Source organism: Streptomyces sp. NPDC007907, from assembly GCF_042959365.1.
GTDB classification, from domain to species: Bacteria; Actinomycetota; Actinomycetes; order Streptomycetales; family Streptomycetaceae; genus Streptomyces; species Streptomyces indiaensis.
On sequence record NZ_JBIBKR010000006.1, the window covers coordinates 347,261 to 362,372 of the forward strand.

Genomic DNA, 15,112 nt, shown 5'->3' on the forward strand with positions numbered 1-15,112 from the left:
CTGACGACCCGTCAGCCAAGGAGCTTGCCGAGCAGCAGGGGGCAGCCGTGAACGACACCCCGCACGCCCTGAGCGCGTCCCGCACGCTGTGGGAGCTGGTCACCCGCCGCGCGGCCCTCACGCCCGACCGCCCGCTCTTCCTCCAGGACGACCGGACGCTGACCTTCGGCGCTCTGCACGCCCGGGCCGAGCGGGTCGCGGCCGGGCTGTACGGCATGGGCGTACGCCCCGGCACGGTGGTCGCCTGGCAGCTGCCCACCCGTGTCGAGACGGCCGTGCTGTCCTTCGCCCTGGCCCGGCTCGGCGCCGTGCAGACCCCGGTGATCCCCTTCTACCGGGACCGCGAGGTCGGCTTCGCGCTGCGCGAGTCGAGGGCCGAGTTCTTCGCGGTGCCCGGCACCTGGCGCGGCTTCGACCACGCGGAGATGGCCCGGCGGCTGGGCGCGAAGGGCGTCTTCGAGGCCTACGACGACCTGCCCGACGGCGATCCGTCCCTCCTGCCTCCCCCGCCGGCCGACGGCACCGCCGTCCGCTGGATCTACTGGACGTCCGGCACGGCCTCCGACCCCAAGGGCGTGCTGCACACGGACCGTTCGCTGCTCGCGGGCGGCTCCTGCCTCGCGCACGCACTGCGCCCCTCGGCGGACGACGTGGGCTCGATCGCCTTCCCGTACGCCCACATCGGCGGCCCCGACTACACGGTGATGCTGCTGCTGTACGGCTTCCCGGCGGTGTTGTTCGAGCAGTTCGCGCTGCCGGACGCGCTGGCGGCGTACCGCGCGCACGGGGTGACGATGGCGGGTGGCTCGACGGCGTTCTACTCGATGTTCCTGACGGAGCAGCGGAAGCGGCCGGGCGAGCCGGTGGTGCCCTCACTGCGGCTGCTGGCGGGCGGCGGGGCGCCCAAGCCGCCGGAGCTGTACCACGCGGTGGTGCGGGAGATGGGCGTGCGGCTCACCCACGGCTACGGCATGACCGAGGTGCCGATGATCACCATGGGCGCGCCCGACGACGACCCCGAGCTGCTGGCGACCACCGAGGGACGGCCGCCGGAGGGGATGGAGATCCGGATCGTGGACGGGGAGGTGCGGCTGCGCGGGGAGGCCGTGTGCCGTGGCTACCTGGATCCGCGGCAGACGGCGGAGGCCTTCGACGCCGAGGGGTTCCTGCGCACCGGTGACCTCGGCCGGCTCACGGACACCGGACACCTGGTGCTCACCGGCCGGCTGAAGGACGTGATCATCCGCAAGGGCGAGAACATCTCGGCCCAGGAGGTCGAGGACCTGCTGCACCGGCATCCGGCGGTCGGGGACGTGGCGGTGATCGGCCTGCCCGACGCGGCGCGCGGCGAGCTGGTGTGCGCGGTGGTGGAACAGCCGCCGGGGGCAGCGACCTTGACGCTCGCCGACGTCACCGCCTTCCTGCGCGCCGAGGGACTGTCGGTGCACAAGCTGCCGGAGCGGCTGGAGGTGGTGGACGCCCTTCCGCGGGGCGAGACCCTGCGGAAGGTGCTGAAGTACAAGCTGCGCGAGCGCTACGCGGGCACGTGACCCGCTGCGGACACGCCCCCGCCCGGGCTATTCGGGCACGGTGAAGTAGCGGGCGAAGGCCGGGACGACCTCGGCCTCGCCGACCTTGCCGTCATGGTCCGTGTCGAGCGTGGCGGCGGCCGGTCCGGCGACGTCCTCGGGAACGCCCAGGCACTTCAGGACGCGTCCGGCCTCGTCGACCGTCGCCGCGCCGTCGCCGTCGGTGTCCGCGACGTCGAGGGCCGCGTGCAGGAAGGGGCGGGCGATCTCGGCGAACCGGTCGGGGTTGTCGCGCAGGCGCTTGACCGCGCCGTTGACGAACTCCTCGCGCGTGATGCGCTGGTCGCCGTCGCGGTCCGCTATCCCGGCCATGCCCTGCCAGAACGCCTCGGCACCGCCGTACAGGGCCTGGCCCTTGTCGGACCGGGCCGCCACGGCGAACTCCGTGAGCAGCGCCTTGGCCGCGCCGTAGAAGTCCTCGCGGTCGATGTAGCCGTTGCCGTCCTGGTCGAAGGTGGCGAACCGGGCGGCGATCCTGCTCTCGTACTCGCTGCTGACCATGTCTCTCTCGGGCCGCCTTACGTCGGGTGGGGTGCGTCTCGGTCGGAGCGTACGACGGAGGGTGCCGTTCGGACGCGGGAAAACGTCACTTGTGCCAAGACCGGGGGAATTCCGGGACAACGGCGTGTCGGAACGGCGACATTCGCCGTACGGTGCGTCACCGGGCCGTCACGCGGACAGGGGTTCGCCCTCGTCACCGAGGGCCGCCTCCACGTCGCCGTACACGTCGAACAGCCTGCGGACGCCCAGCGCGCCGAGGACCCGGTTGACGTGGGAGCCGTCGGCCGCGCCGCGGGCGGGCAGCACGAGGCGCAGCCGGCCCTGGCACGAGCGGATCAGCCGGCGGGCCGCGATGAGCACGCCGACGCCGCTGGAGTCGCAGAAGAACACCTCGGACAGATCCAGGACGAGACAGTGATAACCCTCGGCCACCACGTCGTGCACGCGCTGACGCAGCATCGGTGACGTCACCAGATCCAGCTCGCCCGACACCTGGAGCACGGCCCATTCGCCCTGCTCGCCGCCGGTCACTTTGAAGGTCACCACCACGCCCTTCGATCGCCAAACCGGAAGCAGACCCTACGCTTCCTTGCAGCGCGGCTGCCCAGCGGCGGTTCCCTGAAACGCACCCCGGAAAACGGATCCCCCGCGGAAGAGGCTTGTTTTAGTCGGCTTCGATCCTGTTCGATCCTCTTCAGTCAGGCCTGATCGACGGTCGGTGGGGTAGGCGCGAGCCCAAAGGCATGCGGTGCGAGCGCCGGCCGTCCTCTACCACCTGCGGCCGGTCAGGGGGCGCACATTGCCACAAAGGGGCGTGCGTGAGCGGACGTGCCGACTACATTCGAGGAGACGCCGGACTGAGGCTGGACACAGCACGGGCGCGGAACACGAGCAGGGGGTGAGGGGGCCGCATGGCGAAAAAGGACGTACCGCCTCGCTGGGACCGCACCATGCAGCAGCGGCTCGCCCGCGGCGAAGCGGCCGCCCTCGGTGAGTTCTACGACCGGTTCGCCTCCCTCGTGCACGGCCTCGCCCACCGCGTGCTCGGCGACGAGCGGGCCGCCGACGGCGTCACCCGCGAGGTCTTCGCCCATGTCTGGGAGCATCCCGACTCCTACGACCCCAGGCAGGGGCCGCTGCGCACCTGGGTCGCGACCCTGACGCACCGGCTCGCGGTACAACGGCTGCGCGCCACCGAGACCGCCGCCCTCGCCCGGGACGGCGGCGGCACGGCGGAGGAACTGGAGCACAGGGTGCGCCGCGCCTCGGTCGCCGCCCGCGCCGACTACATCGTCCAGTCCATGCCGGTCCCGCTGCGCTCGGCCCTGGAGCGGGCCTACTTCCAGCGCCGCGACTACCGCCAGACGGCCACGGACCTCGACATCACCGAGGACGAGGCCCGCCGCCGCCTGCGGCTCGGCCTGCAACTGCTCTCCACCGCCCACGACACCGAACCTCCGGGCGCCCCGCCCGGATACGGGGGTGCGGTGTGAACGGACCGGACCGCTTCGAGGCGTACGACGGCGACGAGGGGGAGAACGACCACGACGAGCAGGCCGACCCCCGGGACGGGGACGGCATCAGGGATGTGGGCGCCCTCCAGCACGAGAGCGGCACACGGGACGAGAACGGCACCCCGGACGGAGATGCCGAGAACGCCCCCGCCCCGGGCGGCCCGGGCGGCTCCGGGAGCCCGCAAGACTCCGGCGGACCGGACACACCGGAAAACCCCGGCAGCCCGGGAGGATCGGGCAGGTCGGACGGGCTGGGAGGCCCCGGCAGGCCGGAGGCCCCGGAAGGCACCGGCGGGCCGGGAACGCCCAGCAGCCCGGAAAGCACCCGCGGACCGGACGAGCCCGGAACGCCCGGCAGCCCGGAAAGCACCGGCGGACCGGACACACCGGAAAGCACCGGCGGGCTGGGGCGGGCCGCGTCCGGGGAGGGGGCGGAGCGTGGGCGTTCGGCGCGGATACCGACGCCCCGGGTCTCCGTGGAGGACAGCGGGCTGCCGCTGCCCGCGACGGGGGACCTCGGTGACCCGCCACCGCCGCCCGCCCCGCCCGTCTTCGCACACCCCGTGCTGAAGGCCCTGCTCGGCGCCTGGGCGCTGGCCGCGTGCTCGGCCGAGGAGGCCGCGGCCGTCGAGGAGCACCTCGGCGCGTGCGGCTCCTGCGCCGACGAGGCCCGGCGGCTGCGCGAGGCGGTCGGACTGCTGCAACGCCCCGAGAGCCTCGACCTGGACCCGGGGCTGCGCACCCGCGTCCTGGACACCTGCCTGGAGCGGCGCCCGCCACGCGTCCCCGTGCCGGAGTGGGCCGCCGCGTACGACGCCGAGACCGCGCGACTGGACGCGCTGCTGCAGGACTTCGGCGACGCCGAGTGGCATGCGCCGGTACGGCTGCGCTGGTTCCGCTCCGACGAGTCGACGAGCCGCCGCACCACCGTCGCCGGGGTCATCGCGCACCTGCTCTGCGTCGACGGCCTGGTGGGGGTCGCGCTCGGTCTGGACGACCCGTTGGGCGACGCCCCGGCCCGGCGTCCGACACCGGCGGCCCGCACCGAGGCGTTCTGGCGCGCCTCCCACTTCCCGCCCACCCGGTCCGTGCGCGCGCCCTGGCGGGAGCAGAGCCACAGCCTCGTGCGCACGGTGTCCTTCACGGGCGGCGGCGCCGAGCGGACGCCGGTGTCGTACGGCGACTTCGAACTGCCGCTGCCCGACGCGATGCTGGACCGCGCCTTCGAGTGCTGGGTGCACGCGGAGGACATCGCCGACGCCGTCGACTACCCCTACGACCCGCCGTCGCCGCGCCATCTGCACCGCATGATCGACCTGGCGGCCCGCATGCTGCCGACGGCTCTGGCCCAGCGCCGCCGGGCCGGTCTGGCCGCCCCGGCCCACCACCGCCACCTGGTCGCCGCGGGCGAACCGGGCCGCAGTCTCCGGCTGGAGATCGAGGGCTCGGGCGGCGGCGAGTGGCTGATCCCGCTGGACTCCCCCGGGGCGAAGGGCTCCGCCGAGCACGAGGTGGCCCACGTGGCCCTGGACGGCGTCGAGTTCTGCCGCCTGGCCGCCGGCCACGTCCCTCCCCAGGAGGCGGCGGCCGGCCAGGTGGGTGACAAAGAGGCGATCAGAGACGTCCTGTTCGCAGCCGCTTCACTCAGCCGGATGTAGCCCCGCCCTCAGGGACGCGCCCGAAGGGGCGCGGGGAACCGCGCGACAAGCCACAAACAGCCCGCACGCGCCACGAAACGGAACAAACCCGCCCGCTAGGCGAAGATCACCGTCCGCCGCCCATTGAGCAGAATCCTCCGCTCGGCATGCCACTTCACAGCCCGGGCCAGCGCCTGGCACTCCACATCACGCCCGATCGCGACAAGCCCCTCAGGCGTCACGTCATGCCCGACCCGCTCGACCTCCTGCTCGATGATCGGCCCCTCGTCGAGATCGGCCGTCACATAGTGCGCCGTCGCACCGATCAGCTTCACACCCCGCGCATGCGCCTGGTGATACGGCTTCGCCCCCTTGAAGCTCGGCAGGAACGAGTGGTGGATGTTGATGATCCGCCCGGACAGCGCCTTGCACAGGTCGTCCGACAGCACCTGCATGTACCGCGCGAGCACGACCAGCTCGACACCCTCCTCACGCACGATGTCGAGCAGCCGCCCCTCCGCCTCGGCCTTCGTGTCCTTCGTCACCGGAATGTGGTGGAAGGGGAGGTTGTACGAGCCCACCAGCTCGGCGAAGTCCGTATGGTTCGACACCACTCCGGCGATCTCCACCGGCAGCGCCCCGGTCCGCGCGCGGAACAGCAGGTCGTTCAGGCAGTGCCCGAACTTGCTGACCATCAGCAGGATGCGCATCTTCTGGTCGCCCCGGTTGATCTGCCAGTCCATCTGGAAGGAGTCACCGATCGCCGCGAAGCTCGCCCGCAGCTTCTCCACGGTCACGGGGGCGTCCGCCGAGAAGTGCACCCGCATGAAGAACAGTCCCGTGTCGTGGTCGCCGAACTGCTGGCTGTCCTCGATGTTGCAACCGGTCATGAACAGGTAGCTCGACACGGCGTGCACGATGCCCTTGCGGTCAGGGCAGGAAAGGGTGAGGACGTACTGGTCGGCCGGGACCGCGGCGCTGGTGGACTGCTCGTTCATGCAGGACAGGTTCCCACAAGGAACGACACCACCGGCAATCGTCCCGCTAGGCGGACCTGGTCATGATCCGCAGTACTTCCAGGCTGCGCGGCGCCGCGTCCGGCTCCTCGCCGTCGCTCGCGGCGAGCCGCACGTGCGCGTCCCGGGCCGCCTGGACCGCCTCCGGCCACGCCTCGTGCTCCAGGTACGCGGCGACCGGTGCGTCGGGACCGACCTGGTGCATGATCCGCAGCACCCGCAGCACCGCGGTGTCGACGAGGGCCGCCTCCTGCGAGTCACGGAAGATCGTGCCGACGTACTTCTCGGCGGACCAGTGGTCCAGCCAGGTGTCCTCGACCAGCCGGTACACCGCGTCGGTCACGTCGCCGTAGCCGTCCACGCCGGCCAGCCAGACGTCCCGCTGGAACCCGGGATCGGAGAGCATGTGCAGCGCCGAGCGCACGTTGCTGCGCCAGCGCCACCACGGCATGTCGTTGACAGGCATGCCGCCCATGGTGGAGGAGCGACGGCCACGACGGGAAGAGTTCTCCGAAGCTTGCACGGTCATCGATCGTACGTTCCCCTCCATATGGCTCCCACAGGCCCCCGCAATTCACCTGCGCGTCACCCATTGTTGACCGGACATCACGCACGGGTTAGCCGTGTGACGGAATCGTGCGGATGCATGACCGGCAGGCGACGCACCCGCAGCACATTCCTCCCCGGCCTCCTCACCCGCCACGCCAGAGGCGCCGTCCTCTGCGCGGGCGCGGCGGTCGCGTGTGCGTCGCTCCTCGCCGGATGCGGGGTCGTCCCCGGCACCACGGGGGGAGTCGGGGACGACGACACCATCACCGTCATGACCTGGGCCCCGCAGGACACCAAGGCCACCAACAAGCCCGGCATGCCCGCCTTCGCCCGCGCCTACGCCCGCTGGATCAACGCCAACGGCGGGATCAACGGCCGCAAGCTCGACGTGCTGACCTGCAACGACCACAACGACAGCGTGGCCGCCGCGAAGTGCGCCCGGCGTGCGGCCAAGGAGAACGTGGTCGCGGTCGTCGGATCCTACAGCCAGTACGCGGACTCCTTCTTCCCCTCGCTGGAGGGCGCGGGCATCCCCTACATAGGCGGCTACGGCATCACCAACGCCGAGTTCACCAGCCCCCTGTCCTACCCCGTCAACGGCGGACAGCCCGCGCTGCTCGCCGGTCTGGGCAGTGCCCTCGCCGACTGCGGGCCCGTCGCGCTGATCCGGCCCGACACCATCGCGGGCGACCAGCTGCCCCCGCTGCTCGACTCCGGTCTGAAGGCGGGCGGGCACCGCGCCTCGACCGACCAGCGGGCGGCGGAGGACGCCACCGAGTACGACGGACAGGCCGGCCGGGCCCTGCGCACGACCACCGCCGGCGGGACGGACGACGGGTGCGTGGTGCCCGCGCTGGGGGACCGCAACGGCACCTTCATGGACTCCTTCCGGCGGGCCCGCGAGGACTACCCCGAGGTGCGGACGGCCACCGTGCTGGGCAGCGTCGACCAGACGGTGATCGACGCGACCGGCGGGGCGTCGGGGCCCTACGAGGGCTCGTACATCACCGGCTGGTACCCGGTGGCGACCGATCCGCGCTGGGACGGGATGAAGCGGGTGATCCGCGAGGAGGCCTTCGGTGACAACCGCATCGACCCCGCGGACGCCGGAGTGCAGACCACGTGGATCGCCTACACGGTGTTCCGGCAGATCGTCGAGTCGCTCGGCGACGGCGAGGTGAGTGCCGACACGGTGGCGGAGGCCCTGGACGACGGCCTGGAAGTCGAGACGGGCGGGCTCACCCCGACGCTGCGGTGGCGCTTCCAGGACAAGCTCGCCGGGGTGGGCTTCCCCCGCCTGGTCAACGCGAACGTGACCCTTCAGGTGGTGCGGGACGGGCGGCTCGTCGCGGCCCGCAAGGGCTTCATCGACACGACCAGGACGCTGGAGAACGCCGACGTGAACTCCTGAGCGTCCCCGCCCGGTGAGTTCACGCCGGGCGGGTCCTCCCCGTCACAGCTGGGTCGGCTGGCGCTCGGTCAGGCCGTACTTCCTGGCGATGCCGTTCCACAGTCCGGCCGCCTTGGTCTTCTCCGTGCTGGCGATGCCGCTGGCCCGGTTGCCGGCCTGGGTCTGGCCCGTGGCGCGGGCCTGGCCCTTCTTGCAGCCCTTCTTGCCGGCCGTCTGGTCGGCCCAGGCCGCGTAGTGGTTGTCGGCCGAGGCGGAGGCCTGCCAGGCCTTGGTGAGGGCGGTGGTCAGCGCGGCATGGTCGGGGAGCTTGTCGACCTCGATGCCGGAGAGCCGGGTGACCAGCGAGTTGCGCTGCTTGGCCGCGTCGCGCAGGTCCTTGGCGGCCTGGGGGAGGTCGTCGCAGCGCTTGACGTCGGCAACCGCGTTGATCACCGTGCTGCGGCTGTTGCCGCTGTCGGCGAGCAGCTTGTCCAGTTCGACCGCCTGGGCCCGGGCCGGGTCGGCCGACGGCGACGCGGAGTCGTCCGTCGCGGGTGCGGAGGCGGCCACGGTCTTGTTGTCGCCGCCCTCGTCGTCACCGCCGCCCCCGCCACCGGCGAGCAGCGCGCCCGCGCCGACACCGAGGACGGCGATGCCGATGCCGACGGCGGCGATGACGGGCACGCGCGATCCGGTGCGGCCCCCGCGCGAGCGGCCTCCGGCCGGCGGGGCGTGGGACGGCTGCGGAGCGCCGTACGGAGCCTGCGGCTGGGACTGCTGCTGCGGCTGCTCGATGCGGGGCATCTGCTGGGTGGCCCCGGCGGGGCCCTCGGCGCCCCGGTCGTCGCGGAAGAGGTTCTCGAACCCGGCGGGCGGCTGCTTGTCGCCACCGCCGGGCACCGGTGGGATGTACTGCGTCGCCTCGGCGTCCGGATGCGAGGCGGGCGGCAGCGGCCCCGCGCCGGCTCCGGCCAGGGGACCGGTGCCGAGGAAACGCGTCGCCTCCGGGTCCTCCCCGGCGGGCATCTCGGGCGGCAGCGCCCCCGGGGTCACCGGGGGTATGTACTGGGTCGCCCCCTCGTCGGCGGCCGGGGCGACGGGCGGCAGATACTGCGTGGCCGCGGCGGCGTCGCCCGCGACGGGCGGTATGTACGGGGTCGCGCCCTCGTCAGCGGGCGCGGGCAGGGGGGCGCCCCCGGCCGGGGCCCCGTACGCACCGGAGGCAGGCGGCAGGCCATCCCCGTAGGCGTCGGCGCCCGGCTGCTGCGGGCCTGCCCCGTACGCGCCGGCACCCTGCTGCTGCGCGGCTCCCCCGCCCGGGGCGCCGTACGGTCCCGCGGCGGGCGGCTGCCCGTAGTCGGCGGCGGACTGCGGCGGGCGGCCGGATCCGGGCGTGCCGGAGCCCTCCGGAGGCAGGGGGGCGCCGCCGCCCTGGGCTCCGTACGAGGCGTAGCCGTCGGTGCCGGCCGACTGCTGTGGCGTGCCGTACGGGCCGGGGTCGGCCGGTGTGCCGGGGTACGGGTTCGGGGCCTGACCGCCCTCCGGGGGGAGGGCACCCGGGGCCTGGGCGTCCCACCCGGGCTGCTCCGGCGTACTCCACTGCTGCGACGGGGACTGCCAGGTCTGGCCCGGCGGCGGGGGCGAGGTCTGCTGCTGGTCGGGGCCCCACGGCTGGCCCCACGTCTGGCCCTCCGCGGGGGCCGCCGCCGCCGGCCCGCCCGCCGAGGGCGGGGCGGGCCGGCGGCCGGAAGCGTCGGCGGGTCCGCCCGACATGCCCGGCAGCAGGGGTTCGCCACCGTCGGAGGGCAGCACGATGCCTTCGCGCGCGGGGCGCGCCGAGGGCTCCTCGCCCTGTCCACTCTGCGTCACCGGGACTCCTACTTATGGGGGACCTTGTGAATCGTCGGGTCACGCTACCGGGTCCCCAGAGCCCCGTGCCACGCAGCACAGGGCCCGACCGCCCGCCCTGTGAGCGCGGTAACACCGGCGGCTCACGGCATGTCGCCCACGTCACCTCCCTCGCGCCGAACGGCCGTTTCCTTCACGTTCACGCATTCGCAGACCCTCTGTTCACGCCGCCGCCTGCAAGTCGAGTCGCGCCCCGAACTCCCGCACCACCGCCTCGTCCCGGTACGGCTCCAGCCGCTGCTGGAAGTCCTCCAGGTACTCGGCGCCCCGGTTGGAACGCAGCCCCTCCAGCAGTTCCACGGCCTTCATGCCGGTGTTGCACGCCTCCTCGATCTCACGCTGCTGCACCTGCGCCGTGGCGAGCAGCACATAGCCGATGGCGCGGCGGCGCGCCCGCGTCCGGGGATGCCCGGCCAGCGACTCCTGCGCACACCGGGCCGCCGCGTCGGCCTGTCCGAGGTCCCGGTGGCAGTGCGCCAACTCGTCGGCGAGATAGGCCTCGTCGAAGTGCGCGATCCACACCGGGTCGTCACCGGCGGCCGGGTCGGCGGCCTCCAGGGCGCTCACCGCGCGCCCCGCCGACGAATGCGCGGCGCGCACGTCGCCCATGAGGGCGTGCCCGCGCGCCTCAGCCGCGAGGAACATCGACTCCGCCCGCGGCGACACGCGCCCCCGCGCCCCCTCCTGCGCCGCCCGTGCCAACTGCGCGATCTCCCGCGGGTTTCCGAGCTGCGCGGCGAGATGGCTCATGGACGCCGCGAGGACGTACCCGCCGTAGCCGCGGTCCCCCGCGGCCTGCGCCAGCCGCAACGCCTGGATGTAGTAGCGCTGGGCCAGACCGGGCTGCCCGGTGTCGACGGCCATGTACCCGGCGAGCTCCGTCAGCCGGGCCACGGCGGCGAACAGGTCCCGCCCGACCGCCTCCCGATACGACCCCGCCAGCAGTCCCGAGACCACGCTGTTGAGGTAGTGCACGACGACCGGCCGCACATGCCCGCTGCCGTACTGGTGATCGAGGTCCACCAGCGCCTGCGTCATGGCCTGCACGGCCTGCACGTCGGACTGCCCGACCCGCGGCCCCGCCGTGCGCGACACCTGCGCGTCGGGCACGGAGATCAGCCAGTCCCGGCTGGGCTCGACCAGCGCGGACGAGGCGACGGAGGAGCCGGACAGGAAGTCCCGCCGCCCCACGTCGCTGCGCCACAGCTCGCAGACCTGCTCGATGGCGCCCAGCACCGTCGGCGAGAACTGGAGACCCACGCCCGAGGCGAGGTTCTTGCCGTTGGCCATCCCGATCTCGTCGATCGTGACCGTCCGGCCGAGCTTGCGGCCCAGGGCCTCGGCGATGATCGCCGGCGCGCGGCCCCGCGGCTGCTGTCCGCGCAGCCAGCGCGCCACCGACGTCTTGTCGTAGCGCAGGTCGAGGCCGTGCTCGGCACCGCACATGTTGACCCGGCGGGCCAGGCCGGCGTTGGAGCATCCGGCTTCCTGGATGAGCGCCTGGAGCCGTTCGTTCGGCTGCCGGGCGACGAGCGGCCTTGCGGCCATGGCGTACCCCCTGAGGCTGCGGTGCCTGCCCACGCACCGAGTTGACGTGTCTTCCGCGGCCGTACCCCTCACGTCCCGGCGAAGAGATCCGGCCGTGAAGATCAATGCCCCGCCGACCAGACGAAAATGCGAGGCATGTGAGGAATGCCGGGGTATCGGCTGTTGCCGGCCCCACTCGTGGCTACCCAGCTCCGCGACGGATCCTCCTGCGCGCCCCCGCACATGCACCCATGCGCCCCGCGAACAGGGGCGATGCTCTCCCCCGCGCACACGGGTGGGCGTAACCCCTGGTGACGACCAGAGTTGTGTTCATCGTGGAAGAGACGATCGCCGGCACCGAAGCCGCCCAGATCCCGAAGCAGCGCGGGGATTCGCTGCTGGAGACCGCTGTTCGCTACACCGAGGAGCGCCACTGGGACGTGTTCCCCGGCACCTGGCTGGAAGCCCTCGACGGCAGCCAGCGCTGTTCCTGCGGTGACGCGGCGTGTCCGGCGCCCGGCTCGCACCCGGCGCGTCCGGACTGGGCGACGCAGGCGACGGGCAGCGCGACGGTCGCGCGGCGGATGTGGCAGAGGCAGCCGACGGCGTCGATCCTGCTGCCGACGGGGCGGACGTTCGACGCGATCTCCGTGCCGGAGACGGCCGGGTTCCTGGCGTTGGCGCGGATGGAGCGGATGGAGCTGACGCTCGGGCCGGTGACGCTCACCCCGGACCGGCGGATGGAGTTCTTCGTGCTGCCGGGGGCCGGGGTGAAGGTGCCCGACCTGGTGCGGAAGCTGGGGTGGTCGGTGTCGTCGCTGGATCTGGCGGTGCTGGGTGAGGGGGCGTATGTGGCTGCGCCGCCCACGCGGTTCGGGTCTCGGGGGGCTGTGCAGTGGGCCTGCCGGCCGACCCCGGCCAATCGGTGGCTGCCGGATGCGGAGGAGTTGATCTCGCCGTTGGCCTATGCGTGCGGGCGGGATCGCTGAGCGCCCCCACGTCTGCCCCGTTGTCGTTGCGTGGCGGCTGCGGGTCCGTCCGTGGTTGATCGCGCAGTTCCCCGCGCCCCTGAGGCGTCACCGAAACCGTAGGGTGCAAGGTGACGGAGGGAGGCGCGGTGGGAGTCAGTGCTGTGCGTGTGCGGGGGCTCTGGAAGCGGTTCGGGCAGCAGGTCGCTGTCGCCGGGGTCGATCTGGAGTTGCCCGCGGGCAAGTTCATCGGTCTCGTCGGGCCGAACGGGGCCGGGAAGACCACCACCTTGTCGATGGTGACCGGGCTGCTGCGACCCGACCACGGGACCGTCGAGGTGGTCGGGCACGACGTGTGGCGGGACCCCGTCGAAGTGAAGGCCCGGATCGGGGTGCTGCCGGAGGGGCTGCGGCTGTTCGAGCGGCTGTCGGGCCGGGAACTGCTGGCGTACAACGGGCGGTTGCGCGGACTGCCCGGCGCCGAGGTCGACAAGCGGGCCACCCAGCTCCTGGACGTCCTCGACCTGGCCGGGGCCCAGCACAAGCTGGTCGTCGACTACTCGACCGGCATGCGCAAGAAGATCGGGCTCGCCACCGCTCTCCTCCACAATCCCGAAGTGCTGTTCCTGGACGAGCCGTTCGAGGGCGTCGACCCCGTCTCCGCCCAGACCATCCGGGGTGTCCTGGAGCGGTACACCGCCTCGGGCGCCACGGTCGTGTTCTCTTCCCACGTCATGGAGCTCGTCGAGTCGCTGTGCGACTGGGTCGCGGTGATGGCCGCCGGGCGGATCCGCGCCACCGGCACCCTCGCCGAGGTGCGCGGGGACGCGCCCTCGCTGCAACGGGCCTTCCTCGAACTCGTCGGCGCGCAGAGCCGGGACGCCGGATCCGATCTCGACTGGCTGGGTGGCGGGGCCCGGTGAGCACCGAAGCGATCACCCCCGTCTTCGTACGGCTGAAACTGTCGCTGCTGCGCAACGGGCTGCGGCAGTCCGGCGGGCGGAAGGCCGCCTACATCACCTCGGCCGTCTTCGCCCTGCTGTTCGCCGCGCTCCAGCTGATCGGCCTGATCGCACTGCGCGGCCACGCGCACGCCGAGTCGGTGGTGGTGCTCGCCGTGGCGGTGCTGGGGCTCGGGTGGGCGGTGATGCCGTTGTTCTTCCCCAGCGGTGACGAGACCCTCGACCCGACCCGGCTGGTGATGCTGCCGCTGCGGCCCCGGCCGCTGGTGCGGGCCCTGCTCACGGCCTCGCTGGTGGGCATCGGGCCGCTCTTCACGCTGTGCCTGCTGGTCGGTTCCGTGATCGCGGTGGCGCGGGGCGGGGCGGCGTTCGTGGTGGGCGGGGTGGCCGTCGCGCTGGCCCTGCTGGTGTGCGTGGCCCTCGCGCGAGCCGTCGCCGCCGCCAACGTACGGCTGCTGACCAGCCGCAAGGGGCGGGACCTCGCGGTGCTCAGCGGGCTCGTCATCGCGGTCGGGGCGCAGATCGTCAACTTCGGCGCCCAGCGGCTCGGACAGTCGGGACTGGGTGAACTCGACCCGCCGGCGCACGTCCTGCAGTGGGTGCCGCCGGCGTCGGCGGTCGGGGCCGTGCACGCGGTGTCCGAGGGCTCTTACGGGCTCGCCGCCGCGCAGCTGGCGCTGACCGCCGGTGCGCTGGTGGCGCTCCTGGCCCTCTGGTCGCGGCATCTGACCCGGCTGATGACCTCGCCCGACGGATCCACCCTGCCGAGCGCCGAGGCGGCCGCCAAGGAGCGGGCCTCGACCGGGCTCGCCCGGCTGCTGCCCGCGGGCCGCACGGGCACGGTCATGGAGCGCAGCCTGCGGTACGTCTGGCGCGACCCGAAGACCAAGACCGCCTGGGTGACGTCGCTGGCCATCGGGCTGATCGTGCCGGTGTTCAACGCCTGGCAGGGCACCGGGTCGGTGTACTTCGCGTGCTTCGCCGCCGGCATGCTCGGCATCCAGATGTACAACCAGTTCGGGCAGGACACCTCGGCGTTCTGGATGGTCGCGATGACGATCTCCTCGTCCCGGGACGCCTACGTCGAGCTGCGCGCCCGGGCGTACGCCCTGCTGCTGATCACCCTGCCGTACGCCACGCTCGTGACGGTTCTGACGACGGCCATGCTGGGCGACTGGCGGCGGCTGCCGGAGGCGCTGGGGCTGTCCTTCGCCCTGCTCGGCGCGATGCTCGCGACCGGGGCGTGGACCTCCGCCCGCTTCCCCTACTCCATCCCGCAGGAGGGCTACAAGAACGTCGCCCCCGGGCAGACCGGGCTCGCCTGGATCTCCATCTTCGGCGGGATGATGTCGGCCGCGCTGCTGTGCGCGCCCGTCATCGCGCTCACGATCTGGCTGAACGTGAGCGCCGACGGCGACGACTGGGCGTGGCTGCTGTTGCCGGTGGGCACGGCGTACGGGGCGGCGCTCACGGCGGCGGGGCTGAAACTGGCCGCTCCGCGGACGGCCCGGCGGCTGCCGGAGATCCTGGCGGCGGTCAGCAAGGGGTGAC

General features: G+C 73.0%; 13 protein-coding genes. 7 read left to right on the forward strand and 6 right to left on the reverse strand.

Going from position 1 to position 15,112, the window contains the following annotated elements:
* Positions 1-47 precede the first annotated feature (47 nt).
* Positions 48-1,550: an AMP-binding protein gene (locus ACFZDI_RS26025; protein ID WP_391253626.1), complete on the forward strand. Its 1,503-nt coding sequence runs from the start codon at positions 48-50 to the stop codon at positions 1,548-1,550.
* 27 nt (positions 1,551-1,577) lie between these two features.
* On the opposite strand, the gene ACFZDI_RS26030 is transcribed toward ACFZDI_RS26025, so the two are convergent.
* Together ACFZDI_RS26030 and ACFZDI_RS26035 are read right to left on the reverse strand one after the other, a co-directional pair.
* The gene (locus tag ACFZDI_RS26030) at positions 1,578-2,090 is read right to left on the reverse strand and encodes an EF-hand domain-containing protein (RefSeq protein ID WP_234849042.1); all 513 of its coding nucleotides are present in this window, start codon (positions 2,088-2,090) and stop codon (positions 1,578-1,580) included.
* A gap of 168 nt (positions 2,091-2,258) precedes the next feature.
* Positions 2,259-2,639 (reverse strand): STAS domain-containing protein, encoded by a 381-nt coding sequence (locus tag ACFZDI_RS26035; RefSeq protein WP_234849040.1) that lies wholly within the window; start codon positions 2,637-2,639, stop codon positions 2,259-2,261.
* Positions 2,640-3,001: 362 nt separating this feature from the next.
* On the opposite strand from ACFZDI_RS26035, the gene ACFZDI_RS26040 reads away from it, so the two are divergent.
* Complete coding sequence (locus ACFZDI_RS26040) at positions 3,002-3,583, forward strand: sigma-70 family RNA polymerase sigma factor (RefSeq protein ID WP_391253629.1); 582 nt, start codon at positions 3,002-3,004, stop codon at positions 3,581-3,583.
* Complete coding sequence (locus tag ACFZDI_RS26045; protein WP_391253630.1) at positions 3,580-5,262, forward strand: zf-HC2 domain-containing protein; 1,683 nt, start codon at positions 3,580-3,582, stop codon at positions 5,260-5,262. The genes ACFZDI_RS26040 and ACFZDI_RS26045 overlap by 4 nt, the downstream gene beginning before the upstream one ends.
* Before the next feature lie 95 nt (positions 5,263-5,357).
* On the opposite strand, the gene purU is transcribed toward ACFZDI_RS26045, so the two are convergent.
* Both purU and ACFZDI_RS26055 read right to left on the reverse strand, forming a co-directional pair.
* Positions 5,358-6,239, reverse strand: coding sequence for a formyltetrahydrofolate deformylase (gene purU / locus ACFZDI_RS26050; RefSeq protein WP_234850191.1), 882 nt, complete (start codon positions 6,237-6,239; stop codon positions 5,358-5,360).
* A 46-nt stretch (positions 6,240-6,285) separates the two neighbouring features.
* Positions 6,286-6,786, reverse strand: coding sequence for a hypothetical protein (locus tag ACFZDI_RS26055; RefSeq protein ID WP_234850192.1), 501 nt, complete (start codon positions 6,784-6,786; stop codon positions 6,286-6,288).
* A gap of 117 nt (positions 6,787-6,903) precedes the next feature.
* Between ACFZDI_RS26055 and ACFZDI_RS26060 the strand changes: the two genes are divergently transcribed.
* Positions 6,904-8,217: an ABC transporter substrate-binding protein gene (locus ACFZDI_RS26060; RefSeq protein WP_391253633.1), complete on the forward strand. Its 1,314-nt coding sequence runs from the start codon at positions 6,904-6,906 to the stop codon at positions 8,215-8,217.
* Positions 8,218-8,259: 42 nt separating this feature from the next.
* On the opposite strand, the gene ACFZDI_RS26065 is transcribed toward ACFZDI_RS26060, so the two are convergent.
* Both ACFZDI_RS26065 and ACFZDI_RS26070 read right to left on the reverse strand, forming a co-directional pair.
* Complete coding sequence (locus ACFZDI_RS26065; protein WP_391253635.1) at positions 8,260-10,065, reverse strand: hypothetical protein; 1,806 nt, start codon at positions 10,063-10,065, stop codon at positions 8,260-8,262.
* 201 nt (positions 10,066-10,266) lie between these two features.
* On the reverse strand, positions 10,267-11,652 hold the full coding sequence (locus tag ACFZDI_RS26070; protein ID WP_234850195.1) for a transcriptional regulator: 1,386 nt from the start codon (positions 11,650-11,652) through the stop codon (positions 10,267-10,269).
* Between the two features lie 305 nt (positions 11,653-11,957).
* Between ACFZDI_RS26070 and ACFZDI_RS26075 the strand changes: the two genes are divergently transcribed.
* From ACFZDI_RS26075 to ACFZDI_RS26085, 3 genes are all read left to right on the forward strand, one after another.
* Positions 11,958-12,620, forward strand: coding sequence for a bifunctional DNA primase/polymerase (locus ACFZDI_RS26075; RefSeq protein ID WP_234850204.1), 663 nt, complete (start codon positions 11,958-11,960; stop codon positions 12,618-12,620).
* A 110-nt stretch (positions 12,621-12,730) separates the two neighbouring features.
* The gene (locus ACFZDI_RS26080) at positions 12,731-13,522 is read left to right on the forward strand and encodes an ABC transporter ATP-binding protein (protein ID WP_361116763.1); all 792 of its coding nucleotides are present in this window, start codon (positions 12,731-12,733) and stop codon (positions 13,520-13,522) included.
* Positions 13,519-15,111, forward strand: a complete 1,593-nt coding sequence (locus tag ACFZDI_RS26085) for a transporter (RefSeq protein WP_234850197.1) — start codon at positions 13,519-13,521, stop codon at positions 15,109-15,111. Before ACFZDI_RS26080 ends, ACFZDI_RS26085 begins: the two co-directional genes overlap by 4 nt.
* Position 15,112: the final 1 nt, after the last annotated feature.

What these genes read in the sequence shown, in the direction of transcription:
- ACFZDI_RS26040 (WP_391253629.1), top strand. Translation starts at nt 3,002, where the DNA reads ATGGCGAAAAAGGACGTACCGCCTCGCTGGGACCGCACCATGCAGCAG.
- purU (WP_234850191.1), bottom strand. Translation starts at nt 6,239, where the DNA reads ATGAACGAGCAGTCCACCAGCGCCGCGGTCCCGGCCGACCAGTACGTC.
- ACFZDI_RS26030 (WP_234849042.1), bottom strand. Translation starts at nt 2,090, where the DNA reads ATGGTCAGCAGCGAGTACGAGAGCAGGATCGCCGCCCGGTTCGCCACC.
- ACFZDI_RS26055 (WP_234850192.1), bottom strand. Translation starts at nt 6,786, where the DNA reads ATGACCGTGCAAGCTTCGGAGAACTCTTCCCGTCGTGGCCGTCGCTCC.
- ACFZDI_RS26070 (WP_234850195.1), bottom strand. Translation starts at nt 11,652, where the DNA reads ATGGCCGCAAGGCCGCTCGTCGCCCGGCAGCCGAACGAACGGCTCCAG.
- ACFZDI_RS26060 (WP_391253633.1), top strand. Translation starts at nt 6,904, where the DNA reads ATGACCGGCAGGCGACGCACCCGCAGCACATTCCTCCCCGGCCTCCTC.